21 protein-coding genes, 2 tRNA genes and 1 pseudogene are annotated in these 19,696 nt (G+C 63.5%); 8 read left to right on the forward strand and 16 right to left on the reverse strand.

Annotation, left to right across the window (positions count from 1 at the left end):
- Positions 1-30: 30 nt before the first annotated feature.
- Positions 31-663: a DUF1326 domain-containing protein gene (locus BLV07_RS35565; RefSeq protein ID WP_091895160.1), complete on the reverse strand. Its 633-nt coding sequence runs from the start codon at positions 661-663 to the stop codon at positions 31-33.
- Positions 664-1,301: 638 nt separating this feature from the next.
- Here BLV07_RS35565 and BLV07_RS35575 point away from each other — a divergent pair.
- The 5 genes from BLV07_RS35575 (at position 1,302) to BLV07_RS35595 (ending at position 6,239) form a co-directional block, all read left to right on the forward strand.
- Positions 1,302-1,772 carry an aminoacyl-tRNA deacylase gene (locus BLV07_RS35575; protein WP_176945969.1) on the forward strand — a complete coding sequence of 157 codons (471 nt, stop codon included), beginning with the start codon at positions 1,302-1,304 and terminating at the stop codon, positions 1,770-1,772.
- 114 nt (positions 1,773-1,886) lie between these two features.
- Entirely contained in the window at positions 1,887-2,309 is a 423-nt protein-coding gene (locus BLV07_RS35580) for a CBS domain-containing protein (RefSeq protein ID WP_091895162.1), read from the forward strand.
- 281 nt (positions 2,310-2,590) lie between these two features.
- Entirely contained in the window at positions 2,591-3,730 is a 1,140-nt protein-coding gene (locus BLV07_RS35585; RefSeq protein ID WP_091895163.1) for a TRAP transporter substrate-binding protein, read from the forward strand.
- A 95-nt stretch (positions 3,731-3,825) separates the two neighbouring features.
- Positions 3,826-4,494 carry a TRAP transporter small permease subunit gene (locus tag BLV07_RS35590; protein ID WP_091895166.1) on the forward strand — a complete coding sequence of 223 codons (669 nt, stop codon included), beginning with the start codon at positions 3,826-3,828 and terminating at the stop codon, positions 4,492-4,494.
- The gene (locus tag BLV07_RS35595; RefSeq protein WP_091895168.1) at positions 4,491-6,239 is read left to right on the forward strand and encodes a TRAP transporter large permease; all 1,749 of its coding nucleotides are present in this window, start codon (positions 4,491-4,493) and stop codon (positions 6,237-6,239) included. Before BLV07_RS35590 ends, BLV07_RS35595 begins: the two co-directional genes overlap by 4 nt.
- 38 nt (positions 6,240-6,277) lie before the next feature.
- Here the strand turns inward: BLV07_RS35595 and BLV07_RS35600 are convergent.
- The 12 genes from BLV07_RS35600 to BLV07_RS35655 all read right to left on the reverse strand — a co-directional run bounded on the left by BLV07_RS35600 (position 6,278) and on the right by BLV07_RS35655 (position 15,095).
- Positions 6,278-6,353 (reverse strand) — tRNA-Phe (locus BLV07_RS35600).
- Positions 6,354-6,537: 184 nt separating this feature from the next.
- Entirely contained in the window at positions 6,538-6,720 is a 183-nt protein-coding gene (gene yacG, locus BLV07_RS35605) for a DNA gyrase inhibitor YacG (RefSeq protein WP_091895169.1), read from the reverse strand.
- 154 nt (positions 6,721-6,874) lie between these two features.
- A complete protein-coding gene (locus tag BLV07_RS35610; protein ID WP_091895170.1) occupies positions 6,875-7,504 on the reverse strand; it encodes a Maf-like protein in 630 nt (209 codons plus the stop codon).
- A 155-nt stretch (positions 7,505-7,659) separates the two neighbouring features.
- Complete coding sequence (locus tag BLV07_RS35615) at positions 7,660-8,127, reverse strand: arsenate-mycothiol transferase ArsC (RefSeq protein ID WP_091895171.1); 468 nt, start codon at positions 8,125-8,127, stop codon at positions 7,660-7,662.
- 71 nt (positions 8,128-8,198) lie between these two features.
- Entirely contained in the window at positions 8,199-8,696 is a 498-nt protein-coding gene (locus BLV07_RS35620; RefSeq protein WP_091895172.1) for a UPF0262 family protein, read from the reverse strand.
- Positions 8,693-9,988, reverse strand: a complete 1,296-nt coding sequence (hisD, locus tag BLV07_RS35625) for a histidinol dehydrogenase (RefSeq protein ID WP_091895181.1) — start codon at positions 9,986-9,988, stop codon at positions 8,693-8,695. Before hisD ends, BLV07_RS35620 begins: the two co-directional genes overlap by 4 nt.
- Before the next feature lie 261 nt (positions 9,989-10,249).
- A complete protein-coding gene (locus BLV07_RS35630) occupies positions 10,250-10,699 on the reverse strand; it encodes a DUF2948 family protein (RefSeq protein WP_091895183.1) in 450 nt (149 codons plus the stop codon).
- A 264-nt stretch (positions 10,700-10,963) separates the two neighbouring features.
- Positions 10,964-11,788 carry an alpha/beta fold hydrolase gene (locus tag BLV07_RS35635; RefSeq protein WP_091895222.1) on the reverse strand — a complete coding sequence of 275 codons (825 nt, stop codon included), beginning with the start codon at positions 11,786-11,788 and terminating at the stop codon, positions 10,964-10,966.
- A 130-nt stretch (positions 11,789-11,918) separates the two neighbouring features.
- A complete protein-coding gene (locus tag BLV07_RS35640) occupies positions 11,919-12,428 on the reverse strand; it encodes a hypothetical protein (RefSeq protein WP_091895184.1) in 510 nt (169 codons plus the stop codon).
- 312 nt (positions 12,429-12,740) lie between these two features.
- Positions 12,741-13,049, reverse strand: a complete 309-nt coding sequence (locus BLV07_RS35645; protein ID WP_091895185.1) for an EthD family reductase — start codon at positions 13,047-13,049, stop codon at positions 12,741-12,743.
- A 125-nt stretch (positions 13,050-13,174) separates the two neighbouring features.
- Complete coding sequence (locus tag BLV07_RS35650; RefSeq protein WP_176945970.1) at positions 13,175-14,881, reverse strand: FAD-dependent oxidoreductase; 1,707 nt, start codon at positions 14,879-14,881, stop codon at positions 13,175-13,177.
- A gap of 25 nt (positions 14,882-14,906) precedes the next feature.
- A complete protein-coding gene (locus BLV07_RS35655) occupies positions 14,907-15,095 on the reverse strand; it encodes a hypothetical protein (protein WP_091895228.1) in 189 nt (62 codons plus the stop codon).
- A 326-nt stretch (positions 15,096-15,421) separates the two neighbouring features.
- Between BLV07_RS35655 and BLV07_RS35660 the strand changes: the two genes are divergently transcribed.
- Both BLV07_RS35660 and BLV07_RS49155 read left to right on the forward strand, forming a co-directional pair.
- A tRNA-Thr gene (locus BLV07_RS35660) sits at positions 15,422-15,496 on the forward strand.
- A gap of 748 nt (positions 15,497-16,244) precedes the next feature.
- A complete protein-coding gene (locus tag BLV07_RS49155) occupies positions 16,245-16,454 on the forward strand; it encodes a GDCCVxC domain-containing (seleno)protein (protein ID WP_091895187.1) in 210 nt (69 codons plus the stop codon).
- A gap of 62 nt (positions 16,455-16,516) precedes the next feature.
- On the opposite strand, the pseudogene BLV07_RS35675 reads toward BLV07_RS49155, so the two are convergent.
- Both BLV07_RS35675 and BLV07_RS47945 read right to left on the reverse strand, forming a co-directional pair.
- Positions 16,517-16,840, reverse strand: a pseudogene (locus BLV07_RS35675) (YnfA family protein).
- Between the two features lie 56 nt (positions 16,841-16,896).
- On the reverse strand, positions 16,897-17,616 hold the full coding sequence (locus tag BLV07_RS47945; RefSeq protein WP_176945972.1) for a hypothetical protein: 720 nt from the start codon (positions 17,614-17,616) through the stop codon (positions 16,897-16,899).
- Between the two features lie 83 nt (positions 17,617-17,699).
- On the opposite strand from BLV07_RS47945, the gene BLV07_RS35685 reads away from it, so the two are divergent.
- Positions 17,700-18,164, forward strand: a complete 465-nt coding sequence (locus BLV07_RS35685) for a MerR family transcriptional regulator (protein WP_091895191.1) — start codon at positions 17,700-17,702, stop codon at positions 18,162-18,164.
- A 122-nt stretch (positions 18,165-18,286) separates the two neighbouring features.
- Here BLV07_RS35685 and BLV07_RS35690 read toward each other — a convergent pair whose 3' ends face one another.
- Entirely contained in the window at positions 18,287-19,618 is a 1,332-nt protein-coding gene (locus tag BLV07_RS35690) for an IS1182 family transposase (RefSeq protein ID WP_091895192.1), read from the reverse strand.
- Between the last annotated feature and the right edge of the window lie 78 nt (positions 19,619-19,696).

The following is a 19,696-nucleotide window of genomic DNA, read 5'->3' on the forward strand; positions in this document are numbered from 1 at the left end:
CCGAGATATTGTCTCGATGTCAGCGCCGCATCATGCCGCAACGCCCTCGGGCGTCTGCACGACATTGGCGAGCGAGCTGTGCGTGCCCTTGGTCTCGAACGGGATCGCACCGGTCGAGCGGATGTTGGCGGACGCGACCTCGGCAGCCTTGTGCTCGAACCCCTCGGGCATCACCACCTGGATGCGGTGCGGCTGACCCGTCACCGGATTCTTGATCGGCTCGACATCGGTCTCGAGCACGCCCGTGGCGACGAGTCTTGCGACGCGTCCGTTCTTGTCGAAGGAAAATTCGAAGGGCACAAAAATCGGATCGTGGATGGTGGTCACGATCAGGCTGAAGATGTGGAATAGCGTGCCCTCGGCCGAATGCTTGCCCGACAGAATGTTGAACAGCGCCTGCTGTTGCTCCGGGGTGGCGCGCTCGTCGACGATGGGCTGCATCTTGCCGTTGCCTTCATGCAGCGCGCCGGGGAAATCTACGACCACGGCGAAACAGAGGCCGTCGAGCTTGACGCCCTCAAAATGTCCCTTGGTGATCCGCATGCCGACCATGCCCTTGCAGTATCCGTGGGTCGGCCGCGCATTGAAATCGCAGGGGCAGCCAAACGCGCAGTTGCAATTCTTCATCCATTCGCCTTCGAGACGCCAGTCCGGTGCAGCCATGGCACATCTCCCAATGTGAGCGGGGAACGCGGCAGCCGTAGAGGATTTTGTTCAGCGTTATGTCGAGGCAATGCGAAAAAGTGCGAGCGGGATCGAGTCCGATCAGAAGGCCGGCATCGCGGAAAAGTCTGTGGCCAGCTGCCATTCGCTGTCCCTATCGCCAAGAGCATATCAGCGGCAGCCGGGCGCGTACAGCGAAGGGACGCGGCAGAGCAGTCGGGCTTTCAGGACGTCCGAAATCAGAGGAATGGAGCTCCATCTAAATAAGGCCGCGAACTCCCATACGATTGAAATATCTATATAATTCCAACCAGCCGCCTTCCCGCTCATGGCCGCAGCGACGGCGAGTGCTTTCCATGAAGGCGGGATTGGCCTCGTCTTGCCATCACACCGAACCGTCCCTGGCAAAAAAGTCCGTGCAGCGGCGGCGTGCATGGATAGCGCTGGCGTAGCGCGTGCGTTGCGGCCGCCGCGCCTGAGATCACGGATCAGGTGAGCGCGGCGCGCTCCGAACGTCCGACTCAGTTGCGGCATGCGAGGGCAAGGCCTATGCTGAAGGCCGGCAATCACGCAGCCGCCCATCGTGCGGCGGGGGCAGCCTCACGGTGGATGGTTGCATCCATCCGAAAGGCGAAGCCATGTCCATCGCCCCCACACTGCATCGGTATCTGGCTGCCGAGAACATCCAGTATGCCGAGATCCCGCACGATCTCACCATGTCATCCACACGCACGGCGCAGGCTTGCCACGTCTCTGGCGATCGTCTCGCCAAGGCCGTCGTGCTGCGGCACGACGGCGGCTATATGCTCGCGGTCGTGCCGGCATCGCACCATCTCAACCTGCAGGACTTGAAGGAGAGGCTTGGCGAGGATCTCGCCATGGCCAACGAAACCGAGATCAACCAGCTGTTCATGGACTGCGCGCACGGAGCCATTCCGGCGGTGGGCCGGTGCTACGGGCTCGATCTCATCGTCGATGAAAGCATCCGGGCCCAGCCCGAGGTCTATATCGAAGCCGGCGATCACGAGACGCTGCTCCAGCTCACCCATGCGCAGTTCGAGCGCCTGACGGCCAGTGCACCGCATGGACGCTTCAGCATGCATGACTGACGCGGCATAGTGGCGAGATGATCCCGGTACGCACCGTCACGGCGCGCGTGCGGCCGCGCCCGGTTCGATGTATAGTCAATTCAGCGGGGGCTGCGTTCGCAACGGAGGTCCTCCATGAAAGTCAGAGACGTGATGCACAAGGGCGTCGATTGGGTCAGCCCCGACACCCCGATCGTCGAGATCGCGAAGTTGATGCAAGGACACGACATCGGCTGCATTCCGATCGGCGAAGGCGACCATTTGGTCGGGATGGTGACCGATCGCGACATCGTCTGCAAAGGTCTTGCGAGCAGGGACTTCAACGCCGCGCGCATGACGGCGCGGGACGTGATGACCGAAGGTATCCATTGCTGCCGGGAAGACGATGATCTGGCGAAAGCCGTGCATCACATGGAGACGCTGAAAATCCGCAGGCTACCCGTGATCAACAAGAGCAAGCGGATGGTCGGCATGATCAGTCTCGGTGATATCGGCCAATCCGCCACCCCTGATCTGTTGACGCAATGCGTCAAGAGCGTGTCGGCCCATCATCATTGATGGCTACGCCGGCTCGATGCTGAAGCTTCGTCGGATCGCTCGCAGCCCCGTGGCCGCAGAGTTCTCGCGCGCGTGCCTTGAGTGCATGCACTGTTCACCGCAGTTCGGCTTCGCCGCACTCGGCGGCGAGCGCTGCGGCGCGCCATCACCGCAGTCCGCGTCGTAGCGTCGCATCATTCCGAACATTCTTGCCAAACCCCCTGCGCAAGACTTTGACTTGTTCCAATAAAAAAACAGCCGATCCGCAAGGGATCGCTATTTCCAAAGGGGAGGAGGCAACCATGACCAAATCAAAGAAGGGCAGCACTTCGAGTCGCCGCGGCTTTCTCAAGGTCGCTGCTGCGGGGGCCGCCGCGACGGTAGCCGCGCCGAGCGTCGTCAGCGCCCAGGGGCCGATCAGCATGCGCTGGCAAAGCACATGGCCGTCAAAGGACATTTTCCACGAATACGCCCTCGACTACGCCAAGAAGGTCAACGACATGACCGGCGGCGATCTCAAGATCGAAGTGCTGCCGGCAGGCGCTGTCGTGCCCGCCTTCGGCCTGCTCGATGCCGTGTCCAAGGGCGTGCTCGACGGCGGCCATGGCGTGCTGGTCTATCACTACGGCAAGCAGACGGCGCTGGCGCTCTGGGGCTCGGGACCGGGCTTTGCGATGGACGCCAACATGCTGCTGGCCTGGCACCGCTATGGCGGCGGCAAGGAGCTCCTGGAAAAGCTCTACGCGTCGATCAACGCCAACGTTGTCTCGTTCCCCTACGGTCCGATGCCGACCCAGCCCTTCGGCTGGTTCAAGAAGCCGGTCGCAAAGGTCGAGGACGTCAAGGGCCTGAAATTCCGCACCGTCGGCATCTCGATCGACGTGTATTCGGGAATGGGTGCAGCCGTCAACGCGCTGCCCGGCGGCGAAATCGTAGCTGCCATGGACCGCGGCCTCCTGGACGCGGCCGAGTTCAACAACGCCACCTCCGACCGCGTGCTCGGCTTCCCCGACGTCTCGAAGGTCTGCATGCTGCAGAGCTTCCACCAGAACGCCGAGCAGCTCGAGATCATGTTCAACAGGGACAAGTACAACGCGCTGCCGGACAAGATGAAGGCGATCATCGCCAATGCGGTGGACGCGGCTTCGGCCGACATGTCGTGGAAGGCGATCGACCGCTACTCCAAGGACTATGTCGAGCTGCAGACCAAGGACAACGTCAAGTTCTACAAGACCCCCGACGCCATCCTGAAGCGGCAACTCGAGATCTATGACGATGTGGCGAAGAAGAAGGCGGCGGAGAACCCGTTGTTCAAGGAGATCGTGCAGTCGCAGATCGAGTTCGCCAAGCGTGCCACGCAGTGGGAGCAGGATACCGTAGTGAACCGCCGCATGGCCTACGATCATTATTTCGGGCCGAACGCTGCGGCCAAGAAGATCTGATGACGAAATAAAGCTGGCAAGGCGCCGTCCGGACCACCCGCCGGACGGTGCCTTGTGCTATGTTGGGGGTCATATTTAATGCCGAACCTTATCACATGAGTGTACGGCGCTTACTGCACACGATCGACGGCATCTCCACCTGGGTCGGCAAGGCGACAGCCTGGCTGATGATCCTGCTGATGAGCGTGGTCTGCATCGAAGTGTTCAAGCGCTACGCCGTGAACATGCCGACGGCGTGGATCTTCGACGCCGAGAACATGATGTACGGGTCGCTGTTCATGCTGGCCGGCGCCTATACGCTGGCGCAGAACGCCCATGTCCGCGGTGACTTCCTTTACTCCTCGATGCGTCCGCGCACGCAGGCCGCGCTCGACCTCGTTCTCTACTTCGTGTTCTTCATCCCGGGCATCGCCGCGCTGATCTATGCCGGCTACTTCTATGCCGCGGATTCCTGGGCCATCAACGAGCATTCCAACGTCACGGCTGAGGGGCCGCCGGTCTACCATTTCAAGACCGTCATCCCGATCGCGGGCGCGCTGATCATGCTGCAGGGTATCGCCGAGATCATCCGCTGCATCGTGTGCCTGAAGACCGGCGAATGGCCGAGCCGACTTGCCGACGTCGCCGAGACCGACGTCATCGAGGAGCAGCTCGCGCACTCTGAATTCGTGGACGAGGAATCACGCAAGCTCGCCATCGAGGGCGCGCAGCGCATCGATGAATTGGCGCGGCAGCGCGGCATGGGCGGGGACCTGAACACATGAGCGATCCGGCACTCGGCCTGTTGATGCTGACGCTCATCGTCGTCGTCATCATGATGGGCTTCGCCACGGCCTTCACTCTGATGGGCCTTGGCATGTTCTTCGGCTTCATCGCCTTCTACGACCCGTCGCAGAACTGGACGCACAACAAGGTCTTCGAGCTGATGGTCCAGCGCAGCTACGGCGCGATGACCAACGACGTATTGATCTCCATCCCGTTGTTCGTGCTGATGGGCTACGTGATGGAGCGCGGCGCGCTGGTCGACAAGATGTTCTATTCGATCCAGCTCGCCTTCCGCCGCCTGCCCGCCTCGCTCGCGGTCACGACCCTGATCGTGTGCACGTTCTGGGGCATCGCCTCCGGGCTCGTCGGCGCGGTGGTGGTGCTGATGGGCGTGATCGCCTTCAACCCGATGCTGCGCGCCGGTTATGACGTGAAGCTCGCCTCCGGCGTCATCACCGCGGGAGGCACGCTCGGCATCCTGATCCCGCCTTCGGTGATGATCATCGTCTATGCCGCGGTCGCCGGCCAGTCCGTGGTCAAGCTCTATGCGGCGGCGATGCTTCCCGGCTTCTTCCTGGCCTTCCTCTACCTCGTCTATGTCATGGCCTGGGCGATGATCAACCCGAAGATCGCCCCGGCGCTGCCGGAGGAACAGACCCGCGTCAAGGTGCCGGAATGGATCAGGAATTTCGCGACGCTGTATTCGCCGAACCTGTTCGTCGGCCTGTTCAAGGCGCTGCTCTCGCCCGCAAAGGCGAAGATGCTCCAGATCGACGACAAGCCGATGGGCTATGGCACGATCGTGCAACACTTCCTCATTTCGCTGGTGCCGTTCCTGATGACCGCAGCCGCGCTCGGCACGGTCTGGTGGTACGTCGTGATCCACCAGCAGCCCGGCGCCGCGAGCGAAGCCGTCGAAGGCCTGCAGCAGCTCGGCAGCCCGGTCGAGCCGAAGGAGCTGTCGCCCGCCGAAAAGGGACCGGACACCCAGTTCTACATCTGGTTCGCGATATCAGCCGCCGTGCTGGCGGCGTGGACGGCGCGCTCCTACTTGCGCATGGACGGCGAGCGCTTCGAAGTGTTGAAGCTCTTGACGTCGTCGGTGATGCCGCTCGGCATCCTCACCGTCGTGGTGCTGGGGGTGATCCTGTTCGGCATCACGACCGCGACCGAGTCCGCCGGCGTCGGCGCCGCCGGCGCCTTCATCCTCGCTATCCACGCCCGGACGCTCGACTGGAAGCGCACCAAGGAAGCAGTGTTCCTGACCGCAAAGACGACCGCGATGGTGTGCTGGCTGTTCGTCGGCTCGGCGCTGTTCTCGGCGGTATTCGCCATTCTCGGCGGTCAGGCGCTGCTGGAAAGCTGGGTGCTGTCGCTCAACATGACGCCCGTGCAGTTCATGATTTTGTCGCAGGCGATCATCTTCGTGCTGGGCTGGCCGCTCGAATGGACCGAGATTATCATCATCTTCGTGCCGATCTTCCTGCCGATGCTGAAGCACTTCAACATCGATCCGATCCTTTGGGGCACGCTGGTGTTCGTGAACTTGCAGGCCGCGTTCCTGTCGCCGCCGGTCGCAATGTCGGCATTCTATCTCAAGGGCGTCGCCCCGAAGCACGTTACGCTGAACCAGATCTTCGCCGGCATGATGCCCTACATGCTGATCGTGATCCTGTGCATGGTGATCATGTATCTCTGGCCGGGCATGACGCTGTGGTTGCCGAACTATCTGTACGCGAGTTGAGGCGCAGCGGGGCGCACCGGGCGCTGGTCAAACGGAAATGGTGCCCAGGGGCGGAATCGAACCACCGACACTGCGATTTTCAGTCGCATGCTCTACCAACTGAGCTACCTGGGCGTGCTCCAAGAGAGGGGCCAAAGCCCATCGAGCGGGCGGTTTATAGTGGGCTAGAAGCGGCCTGTCCACCCGGCTTCGCCTGAAGGCTGCGCCGGGCGCGGCCCGGCTGTGTACAAGGTGGGGCGGAGTCGCCGCGGCTGGCACGCGGCGCTTCCCGATCCGAACAAATCATTGATATCGCTTGCTATTCTACGTCATCGGTGTCGTCGTCGCGGCCGGGGATGACGTAGGAGCCTTTCAGCCAGCGGTTCAAATCGACGTCGCGGCAGCGCGAGGAGCAGAACGGGCGGGTGGCCTCTGACTGCGGCTTGCCGCAGATCGGGCAGGTCTTGAGGGGGGCGGCGGGTGTTTTGACGTGATCGTTCATGGTCGGGGCAGCTTACACGAGGTGAGGCAGTTCAAGCGCCTGCCGGCAAACGAGTTCCTCGGGCGAGGGCGCAGGCGCCCTGCCCTGGGCCCGCGGGCCAATTCTACTGTGCATGGGGTTGTTTTCGCGTCTTTTGTCGGCGGCGCTGTGGTGCTCACACCGCGGTGCCGTTGAGCCAGCCGAAGCGGGTCGGAAAGCCCTCGCCGCCGAGCAGGGCCGTGGTCTCGTACAGCGGCAGGCCGACCACATTGGTGTAGGAGCCGACCATCTTGACCACGAACGAGCCGGCGATGCCTTGCACGGCATAGCCGCCGGCTTTGCCGCGCCATTCGCCGGAGCCGATATAGGCCTGGATGTCGTCTTCCGAGAGGCGCTTGAATCGGACGCGGGTCTCGACCAGGCGCTGGCGGAAGGCCTCGCGTGGCGTCACGAGGCAGATCGCGGTGTAGACCCGGTGGTTGCGCCCCGACAGCAGCCGCAGGCACTGCGCGGCTTCGTCGACGAGTTTGGCCTTGGGCAGGATGCGGCGGCCGACCGCCACCACCGTGTCGGCAGAGAGGATGAAGGCGCCGCGCAGCTCGTCATCCAGCTGCACCGATTTCAACGCCGCATCGGCCTTGGCCCGGGCGAGGCGGTTGGCGCAGGCGCGCGGCAGCTCGCCCCGCTTCGGCGTCTCGTCGACGTCGGCCGGCCGGAGCGCATCCGGCTCGATGCCGGCCTGGTTGAGCAGCGACAGGCGTCGCGGCGAACCGGAGGCAAGTACGAATTTGGGGCGGCCGAGCATCAGGTGATTTGGGGGATGAAGCAGGAGTGAATTGCGCGCGGAACCTATCGGAAGGGGGCCGGTTTCACAACCCGGGAACCGGAGGTTTGCTGATTCGAAATTGCCAACACGCGTGTGCCTGCGCTCTGTGACGCGGGTGTTACGGACGCCGCATGCTACCCGCTCGCCGCGCCCGCTTTTGCGAACCGCCGGCGGATGCGCATCAGGAGCTGATCGCAGACTTCGCGATAGGCGGCGAGCTTCTGGTCACGGCTGCCTTCGATGGTGGTGGGATCCTGCGTCGGCCAGTATTCGACGTCGGCGGCGAGCGTGCGGGTCAGCTCCAGCGCCCTGTGGTGTGCCTCCGGCGACAGCGTGATGATGAGGTCGAAGTTCAATCCCTCCCAGTCCTCCAGCTCCTCGAAGGTCTGCGGCCTGTGGGCGGAGATGTCCTGGCCGAGCTCGGCCATCACGGACACCGCAAACGGATCGAGGTCGCCCTTCCTGGTGCCGGCCGACCTCACGTAGAGGCCCTGCGGAAACATGTGCTGCAACAGGCTCTCGGCCATCGGCGAGCGCACGCTGTTCATCGCGCAGGCGAACAGCACCGATTGCGGATCGCGTGCGCGTGGCGGACCCGCCATCGCACTTAGCCTCTTTCGATATAGGGCATGGCCTTTTCGGAAAACCGCTGCACACTTTTCCGGGCCATGCCCTAGCCCTTCCAGTGCAGGACGGTAATGAGCGTGAACAGCCGCCGCGAGGTCTCGAAGTCGACCCGCACCTTGCCCTTCAGCCGCTCCTGGAGCGTGCGCGATCCCTCGTCATGGATGCCGCGGCGGCCCATGTCGATGGCCTCGATCTTGTCCGGCGTCGCGGTCCGGATCGCCTGATAGTAGCTGTCGCAGATCATGAAATAGTCCTTCACGATCCGCCGGAACGGCGTCAGCGACAACAGATGCGCGACGACAGGCGTGCCGTCCTCGCGGCGGATGTCGAACATCAACCGGTTGCCGGTGATGCCGATATGCAGCGTGAACGGGCCCTGCCCGTCGGCGCCGTCGGGCGCGAACAGATTCTGCTCGATCAGGTCGTAGATCGCGATCGCGCGCTCATGCTCGATGTCCGGTCCGGAACGGCCGATCGAGTCCTCGTCGAGCGTGACGCCGACGATGCGATTGTTGGAGTCGTCCTGTTCGGGCGGCTTTGTCATGACAGATTGAGGCGCAATCCAATCGAGCGCGAATGGGCGTCCAGCCCCTCCGCCTGTCCGAGCGTCATCGCGGCCGGGCCCAGCGCACGCAGCTGATCCGGGCCACATTTCAGGATCGAGGTGCGCTTCATGAAGTCGTGCACCGACAGCCCTGAGGAGAATCGCGCCGAACGCGCAGTCGGCAGCACGTGGTTGGAGCCACCGACATAGTCGCCGATCGCCTCCGGCGTATGCGCCCCCAGGAACACCGCACCGGCGTTGCGGATCTTTGCGGCGAGCGCATCGGGATCAACAGTCATGATCTCGAGATGCTCGGCCGCGATCGCGTCCGCGAGCGGGATGGCGTCAGCAAGATCCTTGACCATGATGATGGCGCCGAAATCGGCCCACGAGGCGACTGCGATCGCGGCGCGCGGCAGCGTCTTCAGCTGTGCCGTGACCGCCTTCTCGACGTCGGCCGCAAGTCGAGCGGAATCGGTGATCAGGATCGATTGCGCGCTGGCATCGTGCTCGGCCTGCGCCAGCAAGTCAGCGGCGATCCAGTCGGCATTGCCGGTGTCGTCGGCGATCACCAGCACCTCGGAGGGGCCGGCGATCATGTCGATGCCGACCTTGCCGAACACCAGCCGCTTGGCCGCAGCGACATAGGCGTTGCCCGGGCCGACGATCTTGGCGACCGGCGCGATCGTCGCGGTGCCGTGCGCGAGCGCGGCCACGGCCTGGGCGCCGCCAACCCGGTAGATCTCGGTGACGCCGCCGAGCGATGCCGCCGCCAGCACCAGCGGATTGAGCTTGCCGTCGGGCGAGGGCACCACCATGACCAAGCGCGCAACGCCGGCGACCTTCGCGGGCACGGCGTTCATCAACACCGAGGACGGATAGGCCGCGGTGCCGCCGGGCACGTAGAGGCCGGCGGATTCGATCGCAGTGTAGCGCCAGCCGAGTTCGACGCCGAGCTGATCGGTGAAGCGTTCGTCCGCCGGGAGTTGGCGGCGGTGATAGGTCTCGATGCGGTCGCGCGCGAGCTTTAGCGCGTCCAGCGTCGCGGCATCGCAGGCCTTTGTCGCGGCTTCGATCTCGGCGGCGGTGACGCGTAGCCCCGATGCATCCAGCGTCAGCCGGTCGAACTTTGCCGTGGCCTCGAGCAGGGCCGCATCGCCCCGCCTGGCGACATCGTCGACGATCGCGCGCGCGGCGGCCTCGACGTCGGCCGAGACCTCGCGCTTGGCGGCGAGGAAGGCCGCGAATCGCTGGTCAAAATCGGCGCTGCTGCGGTCGAGACGAACGGGCATTTTGGCTCGGCTTCTGGCTGATCTTTTGGGGCGGATTGGCTCACCCGACCCCTGCTCAATGGCGCGGCAGGGAAGCGCCGTCAACCCTTGGGCCGGGCCGTTCCCCTCCGGCGTCGTCCTGGCGACGGCCAGGACCCATTACCACCACCGGATGTGTGGAGGCGCAATTGGGCCACATCTCGTTTCAACAACGAAGCCTTCGGGTTATGGGTCCTGGCTTTCGCCAGGACGACAGCGTGTGCGTGGCCTTGGCATGCCACCTCACCCCTCCCCCGCGATCCCTGGTCCCGTTCCCAGCGCGTCCGCGCCGAGGTCGGTCAGCTCGCATTCCAGGCATTCGACGTCGAGGCGGATGGCGCCGCCCTGGGCGAACAAAAGCAGGGCACTGCCGCCGGGCTCCTCGCTGCGGCCATCCTGGGGGTGAAACTCGATGCCGATGAGGTCCAGGATCTCGTCCGGCGTGGCGGGGTCGATGTTGCGCGATTTGCAGGCAAGCACGCGGTCGAAGCGGAGCGCGGCGACCAGCCGGCGTGGCTCGGCCGCGCCTTCCAGCGTCTGCTCCCAGTCCAGCCGGCTCATGCCGATGACAAGCCGCTTCTCGCTCTGCCGCCAGATGATGTCGGAGGCCTGGACACGGGCGTCCTGGACATGGGTCGAGATCACCGCGAGATCGTCGGCATCGAGTGCGATCAGTTTGAGTTGGGGGCACATCGCCGGCGCTTCTCCTCAGGGCGGGCAGGACTCAACGCGCGCGGGCGCCGAAATTTCCGCGGCAAGCTAACTTTCCCGTACACTTGAGGCTATTGATATCCTCCATCTCCAGCACGTTCCGCGGATACCCATCCCGGGCGACGCAACCCCTCACCCGTCTCGCCGCTACGCCATAGCCGATGCGAAGCATCGGCGTTCTAAGGACGGTGGCCGAAGGCCGCCTATGCCACCCTCTCCCGCAAGGGGAGAGGGTAATCGTGAAGCTCACTCCTTGAAGAACGCCAGGAGGTCCGCGTTGATGGTCTCGGCGTGCGTGGTCGGCATGCCGTGCGGAAAGCCCTTGTAGGTTTTCAGGATGCCCTTCCTCAGCAGCTTGGCCGACAGCGGTGCGGAATCGGCGTAAGGCACGATCTGATCGTCATCGCCGTGCATCACCAGCACCGGCACGGTGATCTTCTTCAAATCCTCGGTGAAGTCGGTCTGCGAGAACGCGACGATGCCGTCGTAATGCGCCTTCGCGCCGCCCATCATGCCCTGGCGCCACCAGTTTTGGATCACCGCTTCCGACGGTTTGGCGCCGGGACGGTTGTAGCCATAGAACGGGCCGGCGGGGAGGTCGCGATAGAATTGCGTACGGCTGGCGGCGAGTTGCGCCTGGAGACCGTCGAACACGCGCTTCGGCAGGCCGCCGGGATTGCCAGGGGTCTGCACCATCAGCGGCGGCACAGCGGACAGGATCGCCGCCTTCGCGACGCGGCTTTCGCCGTGACGCGCGATGTAGTGCACGACCTCGCCGCCGCCGGTGGAGTGGCCGACATGAATGGCGTTCTTGAGGTCGAGATGCGCGGTGAGCGCAGCAAGGTCGTCGGCGTAGTGATCCATGTCGTGGCCGTCGGCGACCTGCGTCGAGCGACCGTGGCCGCGGCGGTCATGGGCGATGACCCGGTAGCCGTGCGTGACGAAGAACAACATCTGCGCGTCCCAGTCGTCGGCCGAGAGCGGCCAGCCGTGGCTGAACACGATCGGCTGGCCCGAGCCCCAGTCCTTGTAAAAAATCTCGACGCCGTCTTTGGTGGTGATGGTGGGCATGGATTGCTCTCTTTCGGTGAAAATCATCTGCGCGACGCGCGAACAAGCGCGCGCCGATGATCCGCAGATAGTTGCGCGAGACCCCGAATGCGATGCATCGCGTCAACTGGGAACGTTGAGAATCGTGTGATCAGGCAAACGCCATCGGCCTGAAGCGGCGCCAGGCACCGATGGTGAGCAGCACGAAGAACACCAGCACGATGCCCTGCACCACGGCGAAGACCGGACCCGACGGCGGCGCCGGCGGCACGGCGGGTGCAAGCGCGGCGAGCGCCGGCACCTTCAGGAACGACTGGATCACCAGCACGAACACATTGAAATAGAGCGAGACCATCGCGGTCACGATGTAGACCGGGCGCCAGACGCCTTGGAGCTTCATGCCGTAGAGCGCGATGCAGGCGATCGCGAGCAGCACCAGCGAGATGATACCGATGATGTGCGAGGGCAGCAGCTCTTTGAAGGGAAACAGGAAGCCGGTTGCGCTGGTGAGGATCGTGAACAGCAGGAAGATCGCGGTGAGGCCCGGCATCGACTTCGAGCCGAGCAGGCCGAACATCACGACGAGGCCGGCGGCGATGGCGATCAGGCTGATGATGACATGGATCAGCGTAAGCGCGGGCAGGCTCAACCCAAGCACCATGGCATCTCTCCTACTCTCCGCACTGAGACGATCAGAGTAGTATTACGGTCCTCATGGGATTGTCACCTGCGTTGGTGTCCCACATGTGCGCGAGGCGATGCGTCATCGTGCGAATTGACAAACGCGCGCTCGGATTTTTTGCAGCGCTGTCACATACGACGGCAGTTTGTAGCCCGGATGGAGCGCAGCGAAATCCGGGGTGCTTCGGCCTGGATGGTAGTGTCCCGGATTACGCTTCGCTCCATCCGGGCTACGACCTTTCAATCGATCGTCGCAACATCGGCCCGCGATCGGTGGACCGATGCGATGCGTTCACACTTCCTTGGTGTCGAAGATCAGCAGGTCGGCACCGCCACTGGCGAATTTCGGCACGTCAGCGCCGGTTGCCTTGCCTTCCGGGCTGCTGAATGCGGCCTGGATGTCGGCCACGCTGTCAAAGGTGAGAACGGCGACGAGATGAATTCCGGAAGGCCCAGTGGGGGAGCTGACCGGTCCCTTGCTGACGGCGTATTTCTTCAGGCCGGGAAGTTTCTTGGCCAGTGGAATGTGCGTCTCGGCATAGTATTTGTCGAAGGCAGCAGCATCCTTGGGCGTTTTGTAGAGCACGACGATTTCAGCCATTTAGTCCTCCCAATGAATCTTTTGTTCGTTTCACGGGCAATACGCCTCGCGACGAGGGATAGTCTGCACCAAGCGGCGCGATGGCAAGCCACATTCGTCTTGCCATTCCCTTGTCTTGTCCTTGCCTAAAGCGCCGGTTTTGCGGCGTCGCCGAGATAGCCGTGCAGGGAGGCCACGACCTGCGCGCCTTCGCCGATAGCGCCGCCGACGCGCTTCACCGAGCCGGAGCGGACGTCGCCGACGGCATAGACGCCGGGCACCGAGGTCTCGAGCGGCGCCACCAGCCGGCCCTGGTTCTGCTCGGATTGCGCGCCTGTCACGACGAAGCCACCGCGATCGAGCGTGACGCCGCAGCCGTCGAGCCAGGAGGTCGCGGGATCGGCGCCGACGAACAAAAAGAGATTGCGGATATCAGCGGAATCCTCGTCGCTGGACAAGCGGCTCTTCCAGCGGATCCGCCGCAGCAGCGCGGCCTCATCGCCTTCGAGCGCCGTGATCTCGGTGTTGAACATCAATTCGATGTTCGGCGTCGCTTCGATGCGCTCGATGAGATAGCGCGACATGCTGGCTCCCAAGCCACCGCCGCGGATGATCATCAAGACTTTCTTCGCATGTCCCGACAGGAACACAGCGGCCTGGCCTGCCGAATTGCCGGCACCGACCAGCGCCACCTCCTCGCCGGCGCAGAGCCGCGCCTCGACCGGCGAGGCCCAATACCAGACGCCGCGCCCCTCGAACTTGTCGAGGTTGTCGATCTCCGGCCGGCGATAACGCGCGCCGCTCGCGACTACCACCGCGCGTGAACGCAAGGGATCGGCGCCGTCGATCGCCACCGAAAATGCGCCGTCCTTGCGCGTGCAGTCGAGCGACTTCACCGTCACAGGAATCATGATGTCGGCGCCGAACTTCTGGGCCTGGGTGAAGGCACGCGCGGTCAATGCCTGGCCGGAAATGCCGGTCGGAAAGCCCAGATAGTTTTCGATGCGCGCGCTGGCGCCGGCCTGGCCGCCGAAGGCGCGGGTGTCGAGCACGGCGACGGACAGCCCTTCGGACGCCGCATACACCGCAGTGGCGAGCCCGGCCGGTCCGCAGCCGACGACTGCAACGTCGTAGATGCGATCACCCTTCGCCCCGCCGATCATGCCGATGGCGCGCGCAAGCTCGGTTTCATTGGGGTTGCGCAGCACCGCGCCGCTCGCGGCGACGACCAGCGGCCAGTCCTCCGGCTTGGGCGAATAGCGTGCGATCAATTCGGCCGCATCGCGATCATTTTCGGGATCGAGCAGATGATGCGGCTGGCCGTTGCGGGTGAGAAAGCCCTGCAGGCGCACCACGCCGGCCGAATGCGACGGACCGATCAGCACGGGACCGCCGATGCCGCCCTGGATCAGATTGACCCGGCGCAGGATCAGCGCGCGCATGATGCGCTCGCCAAGCTCGGCCTCGGCGACCAGCAGCGCGCGCAGCCGCTCCGGCGGCAGCAGCAGCGTCTCGACATCGCCCTCGGCGCGGCCGTCGACCAGCGCCGGCTGTCCCGAGAGCTGGCTGAGCTCGGCCAGAAATTGCCCCGGCCCCTGGTCGATCACCGGGGTGACATGGCCAAGGCCATCGCGCTGGGTGATGGCGACATGGCCCTTCAGCACGACGAACATGCCGGGTCCCGGCTTGCCAGTCTCGAACAGGAACTCGCCGTCGGCATAGCGGCGGACCTCGCCGAAATGCCTGATACGTTCGATCTCGGCAGGCGTCAGCGCCGGAAAGGTCTGCTCGGGGCGGGTGAACCGCGACATCAGCGCGTCGCGATCGGTTCGTTGCTGTCCGTCCTGCCCCATTGCCACTGTCGTGCACTCCAAAATGTTAGTCGTCGGCCTTGCCGGCGGGCCCCTCATTTAGGGACTCATCGTCGTTGTGCGAGGGCTCGGCCATTGCGGCGCGTTCGCGCGCCTGCACCTTCCGCCGCTTCAGGTTTTCGCGCAGGGCGGATTTCAGCCGGTCCTGTCGTCCGTCATGGCCGCGTGCTGCGGCTTTATCGGTCTCGTCGATCATCATCCGGGCTCGTCAAGAAGGGGCCGCGTCGCGGTTTAGCATGCCCAAGGAATACGACAGCTCAAGAGGCCCGCGCGATCCGATCGTGCGAACTTCAAAATGGGCCGAATCTGACCGCACAGCCAACTGGCCAATTGGCTGGGGGACATCACTGGGACCAAAATCGTCCAAAATCGGTCATTTCGGGGCAAAAGGCCGTCTCCGCCAGGCAGCGGGCCGATTTTCTCGATTTGGCGGGGCCGGCAAGCTTGCACATGAGGGGGCCTTGTGGCATCCATCGCCCCGCTTGGCGGGCCCAGTCGCGGCCCGATTCTGTGCCAGCATTTGCTGCCGTAGCTCAGTGGTAGAGCACTCCCTTGGTAAGGGAGAGGTCGACAGTTCAATCCTGTCCGGCAGCACCAGTGTTCCACACATGACAAGGCGTTCTCGCGGCGTGAAGTGCCCGAGTTTTGCTCTATTCCGTGCCCCTATTCGGTGAAGAGGGCGCAGGGAAGGCCGGGTGCCGGCTGGCACCCATGGTCCGCTGCGCGAAGAATTTGCACACGCAAATGCGCAGGCGGAGAACAGGTGGGCCGGAAAACACCCGGCCTTCCCTGCGCGATGGTTTGACGGCTTATGCCTGCTCTCCCCGGAGCCGAGTTCCTTCTGGCCTCCGTCACCTCGCGAATTGACGATGCGTCGCGACCCGGTTGAGCCCAGAAGCATCTCCGCAAGGCTTGACCGTAGCAACGACGGTCAGGACCACATGGTTTTGCCGTACGCAGCGATCCGGCTTCGCCCATAAGGCTCCGCCGGACCAGAGGCGCCGTCCGTCCGCACGCAGAAAGGACCTCACGAGGTTCATCTCGCCCTGGCCCCACCTTCGCGTGCCCGACGCTGCCGCGTCCACCGCACCCCGGCCCACGTTTCGTTACGACGTACGATCGTCCCTCTCCCTGGACCGGGATGGCAGGGAGAATGCCGCAATTCCGAATTTCGGTAAAGTGGAATATTTTTGCGAAGGGGGATTGACGGGGTTTTTCGTGGAGGCGGGTGTGTTGCCCGACGGGATCAACGATATCAGCTGATGCCCCATAGCGAACTCACGAGTGCAGCCCCAACGTGCAATATGATACTCTCTTCGTCCACTCATTCGGGCATAGGGAGCCTATGCAGTTGCAATCGACCTTGACTTGTCCGGCCTGCTCCCATCAGGCCTCTGAGGTTATGCCAACCGACGCTTGCCAATTCTTTTATGACTGCACGGCGTGCGGTACGAGATTCAAGCCCAAGCCTGGGGATTGCTGCGTATTCTGCTCCTACGGAACTGTCCCCTGCCCGCCGATACAGGAGCACCGTAAAGGCGCCTCCTGTGGCTGAGGCCAGTCTCGCCCGCGTACCGCCATGACTTCGGCTCCGTGCTGCGCACACGAAGAATGCGTTTATCCCCGAGGTCCCCACAGAATTAGGGCCGCTCCGACAAGGCAGACGCAAGTGCCACCGATATCTCAACGGTCCGGACGTAGGCCTTCGACCGCCCAAAGCCAGCCGAGCGAAGCGACGATGTAGATTCCCCCATATGTCGCGTAAGCCCGCCCTGCCGCTTCACTCTCTACCAAAGTGAGCAGGTAGGCGAATGCGACGAGCGAAGCTATACCGGGCGGCAGCCACCATGCAGGCTTTTCGAGCCGAAGCCACCCCCACATCGCGAAGCAGCCAGCGATCTCGCAAAGAGCCGCGCAGACGTAGACGATTCCTGTTTTCATACCTCCATGCTCCACGGAGCCCGCTACCTGACAAGGCGGCGAGCCTCCGGTCGCAATCAGGCGCCGAGTGCTCTGATGAGAGGCTTCTCGATGAGAGGCCACAGGACCGAGATGGTCATGAACAAACTTGAGGCGGTCATCATCGCCAGCGTCGAGAAGGCCGGCCGTTTTCCCGTCCGCCGGACCTGCCAGCCGAGCCAACCCCAAGCACCTGCGACGGCAAGCACCGAGAGCGCGGTCATCCAGAAGTGCATGTGCACGAAGGACGACAAAAGCGAGCCGGTACTTGCGATCAATGTCGCCGGCAGAGTGAAAGGCAGGACGCAGCAGGCTCCGCAGGCGAGCGCGCCTGTCGAGAGCGTCATCGCGGCCGCCCCGGCTGCCTTTGCTCCGGACGGCTCATTCGCGGCGATCTTTGCCGCGGAGCACGCGCAGGCGGATGGAGCCGGCAATGACTCCGGTGCGTCTGCAACGAACAGTGCGAACAGGGTGTCGGCGGCTTCACGCGCCTCTGCAGGGGCGGTAATCGTCAGCCGAATTTCGTGTGCCGATTCGCTGAGGTCGAACTTGAGAAATGCACAGCACGTCTGCTCATTTCTTACCATCTCCCTCACACGAGACCGAGCCTCGGCCGCGTAAGTTAGTTGGATCATCAGGTCCTCGCGCCGATGGCTGAGAAGCGCGTCTCTATTGAGAGCGGCAATCCAGGCGGACCGGTTCTTTGCCTCTCCAGGCGTCAATGTGCAGGCGATTGGCTGGGTTTTGACGGTCGACATCGGCATCTCCGTGTTGTGAGTTGCCATGACCGTACATGTTCAAGTAACTTGAGGTTCAAGCGGAAAATGCATGGATCGGATCGATGAAATCTCTGAAGATTGGGGCGCTCGCGAAGCAGACGCGTACGAACGCTCCTACGATCCGATACTACGAGGAGATCGGACTGCTTCCGTCAGCGGGCCGGCAGTCTGGCAACCAGCGCGTCTATGGTGACGCCGATATCAGAAATCTGACCTTCATCCGTCGTTGCCGCGACTTCGGGTTCTCGATTGAGCAAGTGCGGGCGTTGGTGGCAATCGTACAGGATCCCGCCAGTCCCTGCATTCAGGCGCGGGATCTTGCGCAGGATCACCTGACGACTGTCCGGGCTAAGCTGATGGAATTGAGGGCACTTGAGCGCAGCATAGCCGCCTTTGTCGCAAGCTGTGATGCGTCGTGTGCGGGAGGGCCCGGCAGCGAATGCGTGATCCTCGACGACCTGACGAAGACACCCGAGAAGACCACCGAAAGGACGGATCGCCCCTCTGCTTGCGGTGTCTGTTCTTAAAGCGTGTGCAAGCTCGTAGAGCCTGTGAGCCAATTCGTTTGTTTCGGCATGAACCTCAAGGGGCGTTAGCGTCCCTTGAGATCGAAGCCGGCGGCGTCAGGCCGTCGGTATGCTGCTGCGGTCTATGCCTTTACGAGACGGTGTCCCTGCAGGATGTTGTTGGTGAGGGCGTACCAGAGCACAACGGCACGGACCTTCGCGATACCGCGCACGGTTAATTGCCTGAGGTCCCAGTTCCGCCATCGGGCATGGATGCATTCGCAGATTGTGCGGGCTTGGTACTGTGCCTTGCCGGCTTCGCTGGCCATGCGAGCACGCCAGGCCGCTACGCCAGGACCGTCGTTGCTCCGGGGTAAAAAGGGATCGACACCGCTCCTGGATTTGGGAGGAGGACAGTAAACCTCGATACCTTCGCCATGCGCCCATTCGATGTCCTCGCCACTGCAAAACCCGCCATCGGCGAGGTAGCGGCGTGGCAAGCGCTTCAGCCGAGCGCGCGTTCGCTCCAGCATCGGTCGCATCAAGCCGCGATCTGAGCCGCTGTTGTCGACATCGATCGCGACCACGATCAGTTCGCCGGCCGCGCTAGCCACCTGCACATTGTAGGCCGGACGGAAGCCGGCATCCGCCATCTTCATCACCCGTGCCTGCGGGTCGGTGGTAGAGGCCCGTGGCTCTTTTGGCTTTTTGCCGTTGCCGCCCTTGTCATCGAGCTGTTTTCGCTTGCGCTTGATCTCAGCCAGCGCCGCTTGCGCGGCCTGCACCCGCTCGCTGCGTTCCCGCGCCGCGCGCTCCTTAGCGGCCCGGATACGCCGATTGCTGGCTTCCGGATCCGCATCGACCTCGCGCTTGAGCTCTTCCACCACGGCCCCGGCCTGTGCCATCTGCCGATCCAGCGTCGCCTCCCGCCGGAACGATCCGGTTCCCGCACTCGCCCGTATCCGCACCCCGTCCTGGGTCAGCTTCTCCAGATCAACCAACCCTGCCTCGTTCAGGGCCACCAGATGTTCGACCAGCAAACGGTCGAGCAAGTCGGCACAGCCGACCCGGAAGTCCGACAGCGTATGATGGTTCAAAGACACGCCGCCGCAGAGCCAGCGGTAGACGTCGTGACTGTCGCAGAGCCGGTCCAGCGCCCGCGCGCTGCCAACGCCATCGCTCGTGGCGTACAGCCAAAGCGCCAGCAGCAACCGTGGCGATGGCGCCGGATAACCCGGCCTGTTCTCCCGCGCCTTGACGCGATCTTCCAGCTCGCTCAAGTCGAGCCCTTCGACATAAGCCCAGATCACCCGCACCGGATGATCCTGCCCGATCAGGCTATCGATATCGACCGCTCGCAATTCGACCTGATCGCGCACAGGCTCGCGCAGCCGAGGTGCGCCCCGCGGCACCACTTCGGTGCATGGCGCCGACTGTTCCGGCAATTCGCCAAAAAGTCCGTCGTCAGCCATCATTCTCTCCAGCAAATCAATCTGCTTAGAGAATCATATCCGCCTGACGCTCGATACGGAAAAGAGTCACAGGCTCGTAGG

Origin of the sequence: Bradyrhizobium sp. Rc2d (assembly GCF_900099855.1) — a bacterium.
Lineage (GTDB): Bacteria > Pseudomonadota > Alphaproteobacteria > Rhizobiales > Xanthobacteraceae > Bradyrhizobium.

What these genes read in the sequence shown, in the direction of transcription:
- BLV07_RS35565 (WP_091895160.1), bottom strand. Translation starts at nt 663, where the DNA reads ATGGCTGCACCGGACTGGCGTCTCGAAGGCGAATGGATGAAGAATTGC.
- BLV07_RS35575 (WP_176945969.1), top strand. Translation starts at nt 1,302, where the DNA reads ATGTCCATCGCCCCCACACTGCATCGGTATCTGGCTGCCGAGAACATC.
- BLV07_RS35580 (WP_091895162.1), top strand. Translation starts at nt 1,887, where the DNA reads ATGAAAGTCAGAGACGTGATGCACAAGGGCGTCGATTGGGTCAGCCCC.
- BLV07_RS35585 (WP_091895163.1), top strand. Translation starts at nt 2,591, where the DNA reads ATGACCAAATCAAAGAAGGGCAGCACTTCGAGTCGCCGCGGCTTTCTC.
- BLV07_RS35590 (WP_091895166.1), top strand. Translation starts at nt 3,826, where the DNA reads ATGAGTGTACGGCGCTTACTGCACACGATCGACGGCATCTCCACCTGG.
- BLV07_RS35595 (WP_091895168.1), top strand. Translation starts at nt 4,491, where the DNA reads ATGAGCGATCCGGCACTCGGCCTGTTGATGCTGACGCTCATCGTCGTC.
- yacG (WP_091895169.1), bottom strand. Translation starts at nt 6,720, where the DNA reads ATGAACGATCACGTCAAAACACCCGCCGCCCCCCTCAAGACCTGCCCG.
- BLV07_RS35610 (WP_091895170.1), bottom strand. Translation starts at nt 7,504, where the DNA reads ATGCTCGGCCGCCCCAAATTCGTACTTGCCTCCGGTTCGCCGCGACGC.
- BLV07_RS35615 (WP_091895171.1), bottom strand. Translation starts at nt 8,127, where the DNA reads ATGGCGGGTCCGCCACGCGCACGCGATCCGCAATCGGTGCTGTTCGCC.
- BLV07_RS35620 (WP_091895172.1), bottom strand. Translation starts at nt 8,696, where the DNA reads ATGACAAAGCCGCCCGAACAGGACGACTCCAACAATCGCATCGTCGGC.
- hisD (WP_091895181.1), bottom strand. Translation starts at nt 9,988, where the DNA reads ATGCCCGTTCGTCTCGACCGCAGCAGCGCCGATTTTGACCAGCGATTC.
- BLV07_RS35630 (WP_091895183.1), bottom strand. Translation starts at nt 10,699, where the DNA reads ATGTGCCCCCAACTCAAACTGATCGCACTCGATGCCGACGATCTCGCG.
- BLV07_RS35635 (WP_091895222.1), bottom strand. Translation starts at nt 11,788, where the DNA reads ATGCCCACCATCACCACCAAAGACGGCGTCGAGATTTTTTACAAGGAC.
- BLV07_RS35640 (WP_091895184.1), bottom strand. Translation starts at nt 12,428, where the DNA reads ATGGTGCTTGGGTTGAGCCTGCCCGCGCTTACGCTGATCCATGTCATC.
- BLV07_RS35645 (WP_091895185.1), bottom strand. Translation starts at nt 13,049, where the DNA reads ATGGCTGAAATCGTCGTGCTCTACAAAACGCCCAAGGATGCTGCTGCC.
- BLV07_RS35650 (WP_176945970.1), bottom strand. Translation starts at nt 14,881, where the DNA reads ATGGGGCAGGACGGACAGCAACGAACCGATCGCGACGCGCTGATGTCG.
- BLV07_RS35655 (WP_091895228.1), bottom strand. Translation starts at nt 15,095, where the DNA reads ATGATCGACGAGACCGATAAAGCCGCAGCACGCGGCCATGACGGACGA.
- BLV07_RS49155 (WP_091895187.1), top strand. Translation starts at nt 16,245, where the DNA reads ATGCAGTTGCAATCGACCTTGACTTGTCCGGCCTGCTCCCATCAGGCC.
- BLV07_RS47945 (WP_176945972.1), bottom strand. Translation starts at nt 17,616, where the DNA reads ATGTCGACCGTCAAAACCCAGCCAATCGCCTGCACATTGACGCCTGGA.
- BLV07_RS35685 (WP_091895191.1), top strand. Translation starts at nt 17,700, where the DNA reads ATGAAATCTCTGAAGATTGGGGCGCTCGCGAAGCAGACGCGTACGAAC.
- BLV07_RS35690 (WP_091895192.1), bottom strand. Translation starts at nt 19,618, where the DNA reads ATGATGGCTGACGACGGACTTTTTGGCGAATTGCCGGAACAGTCGGCG.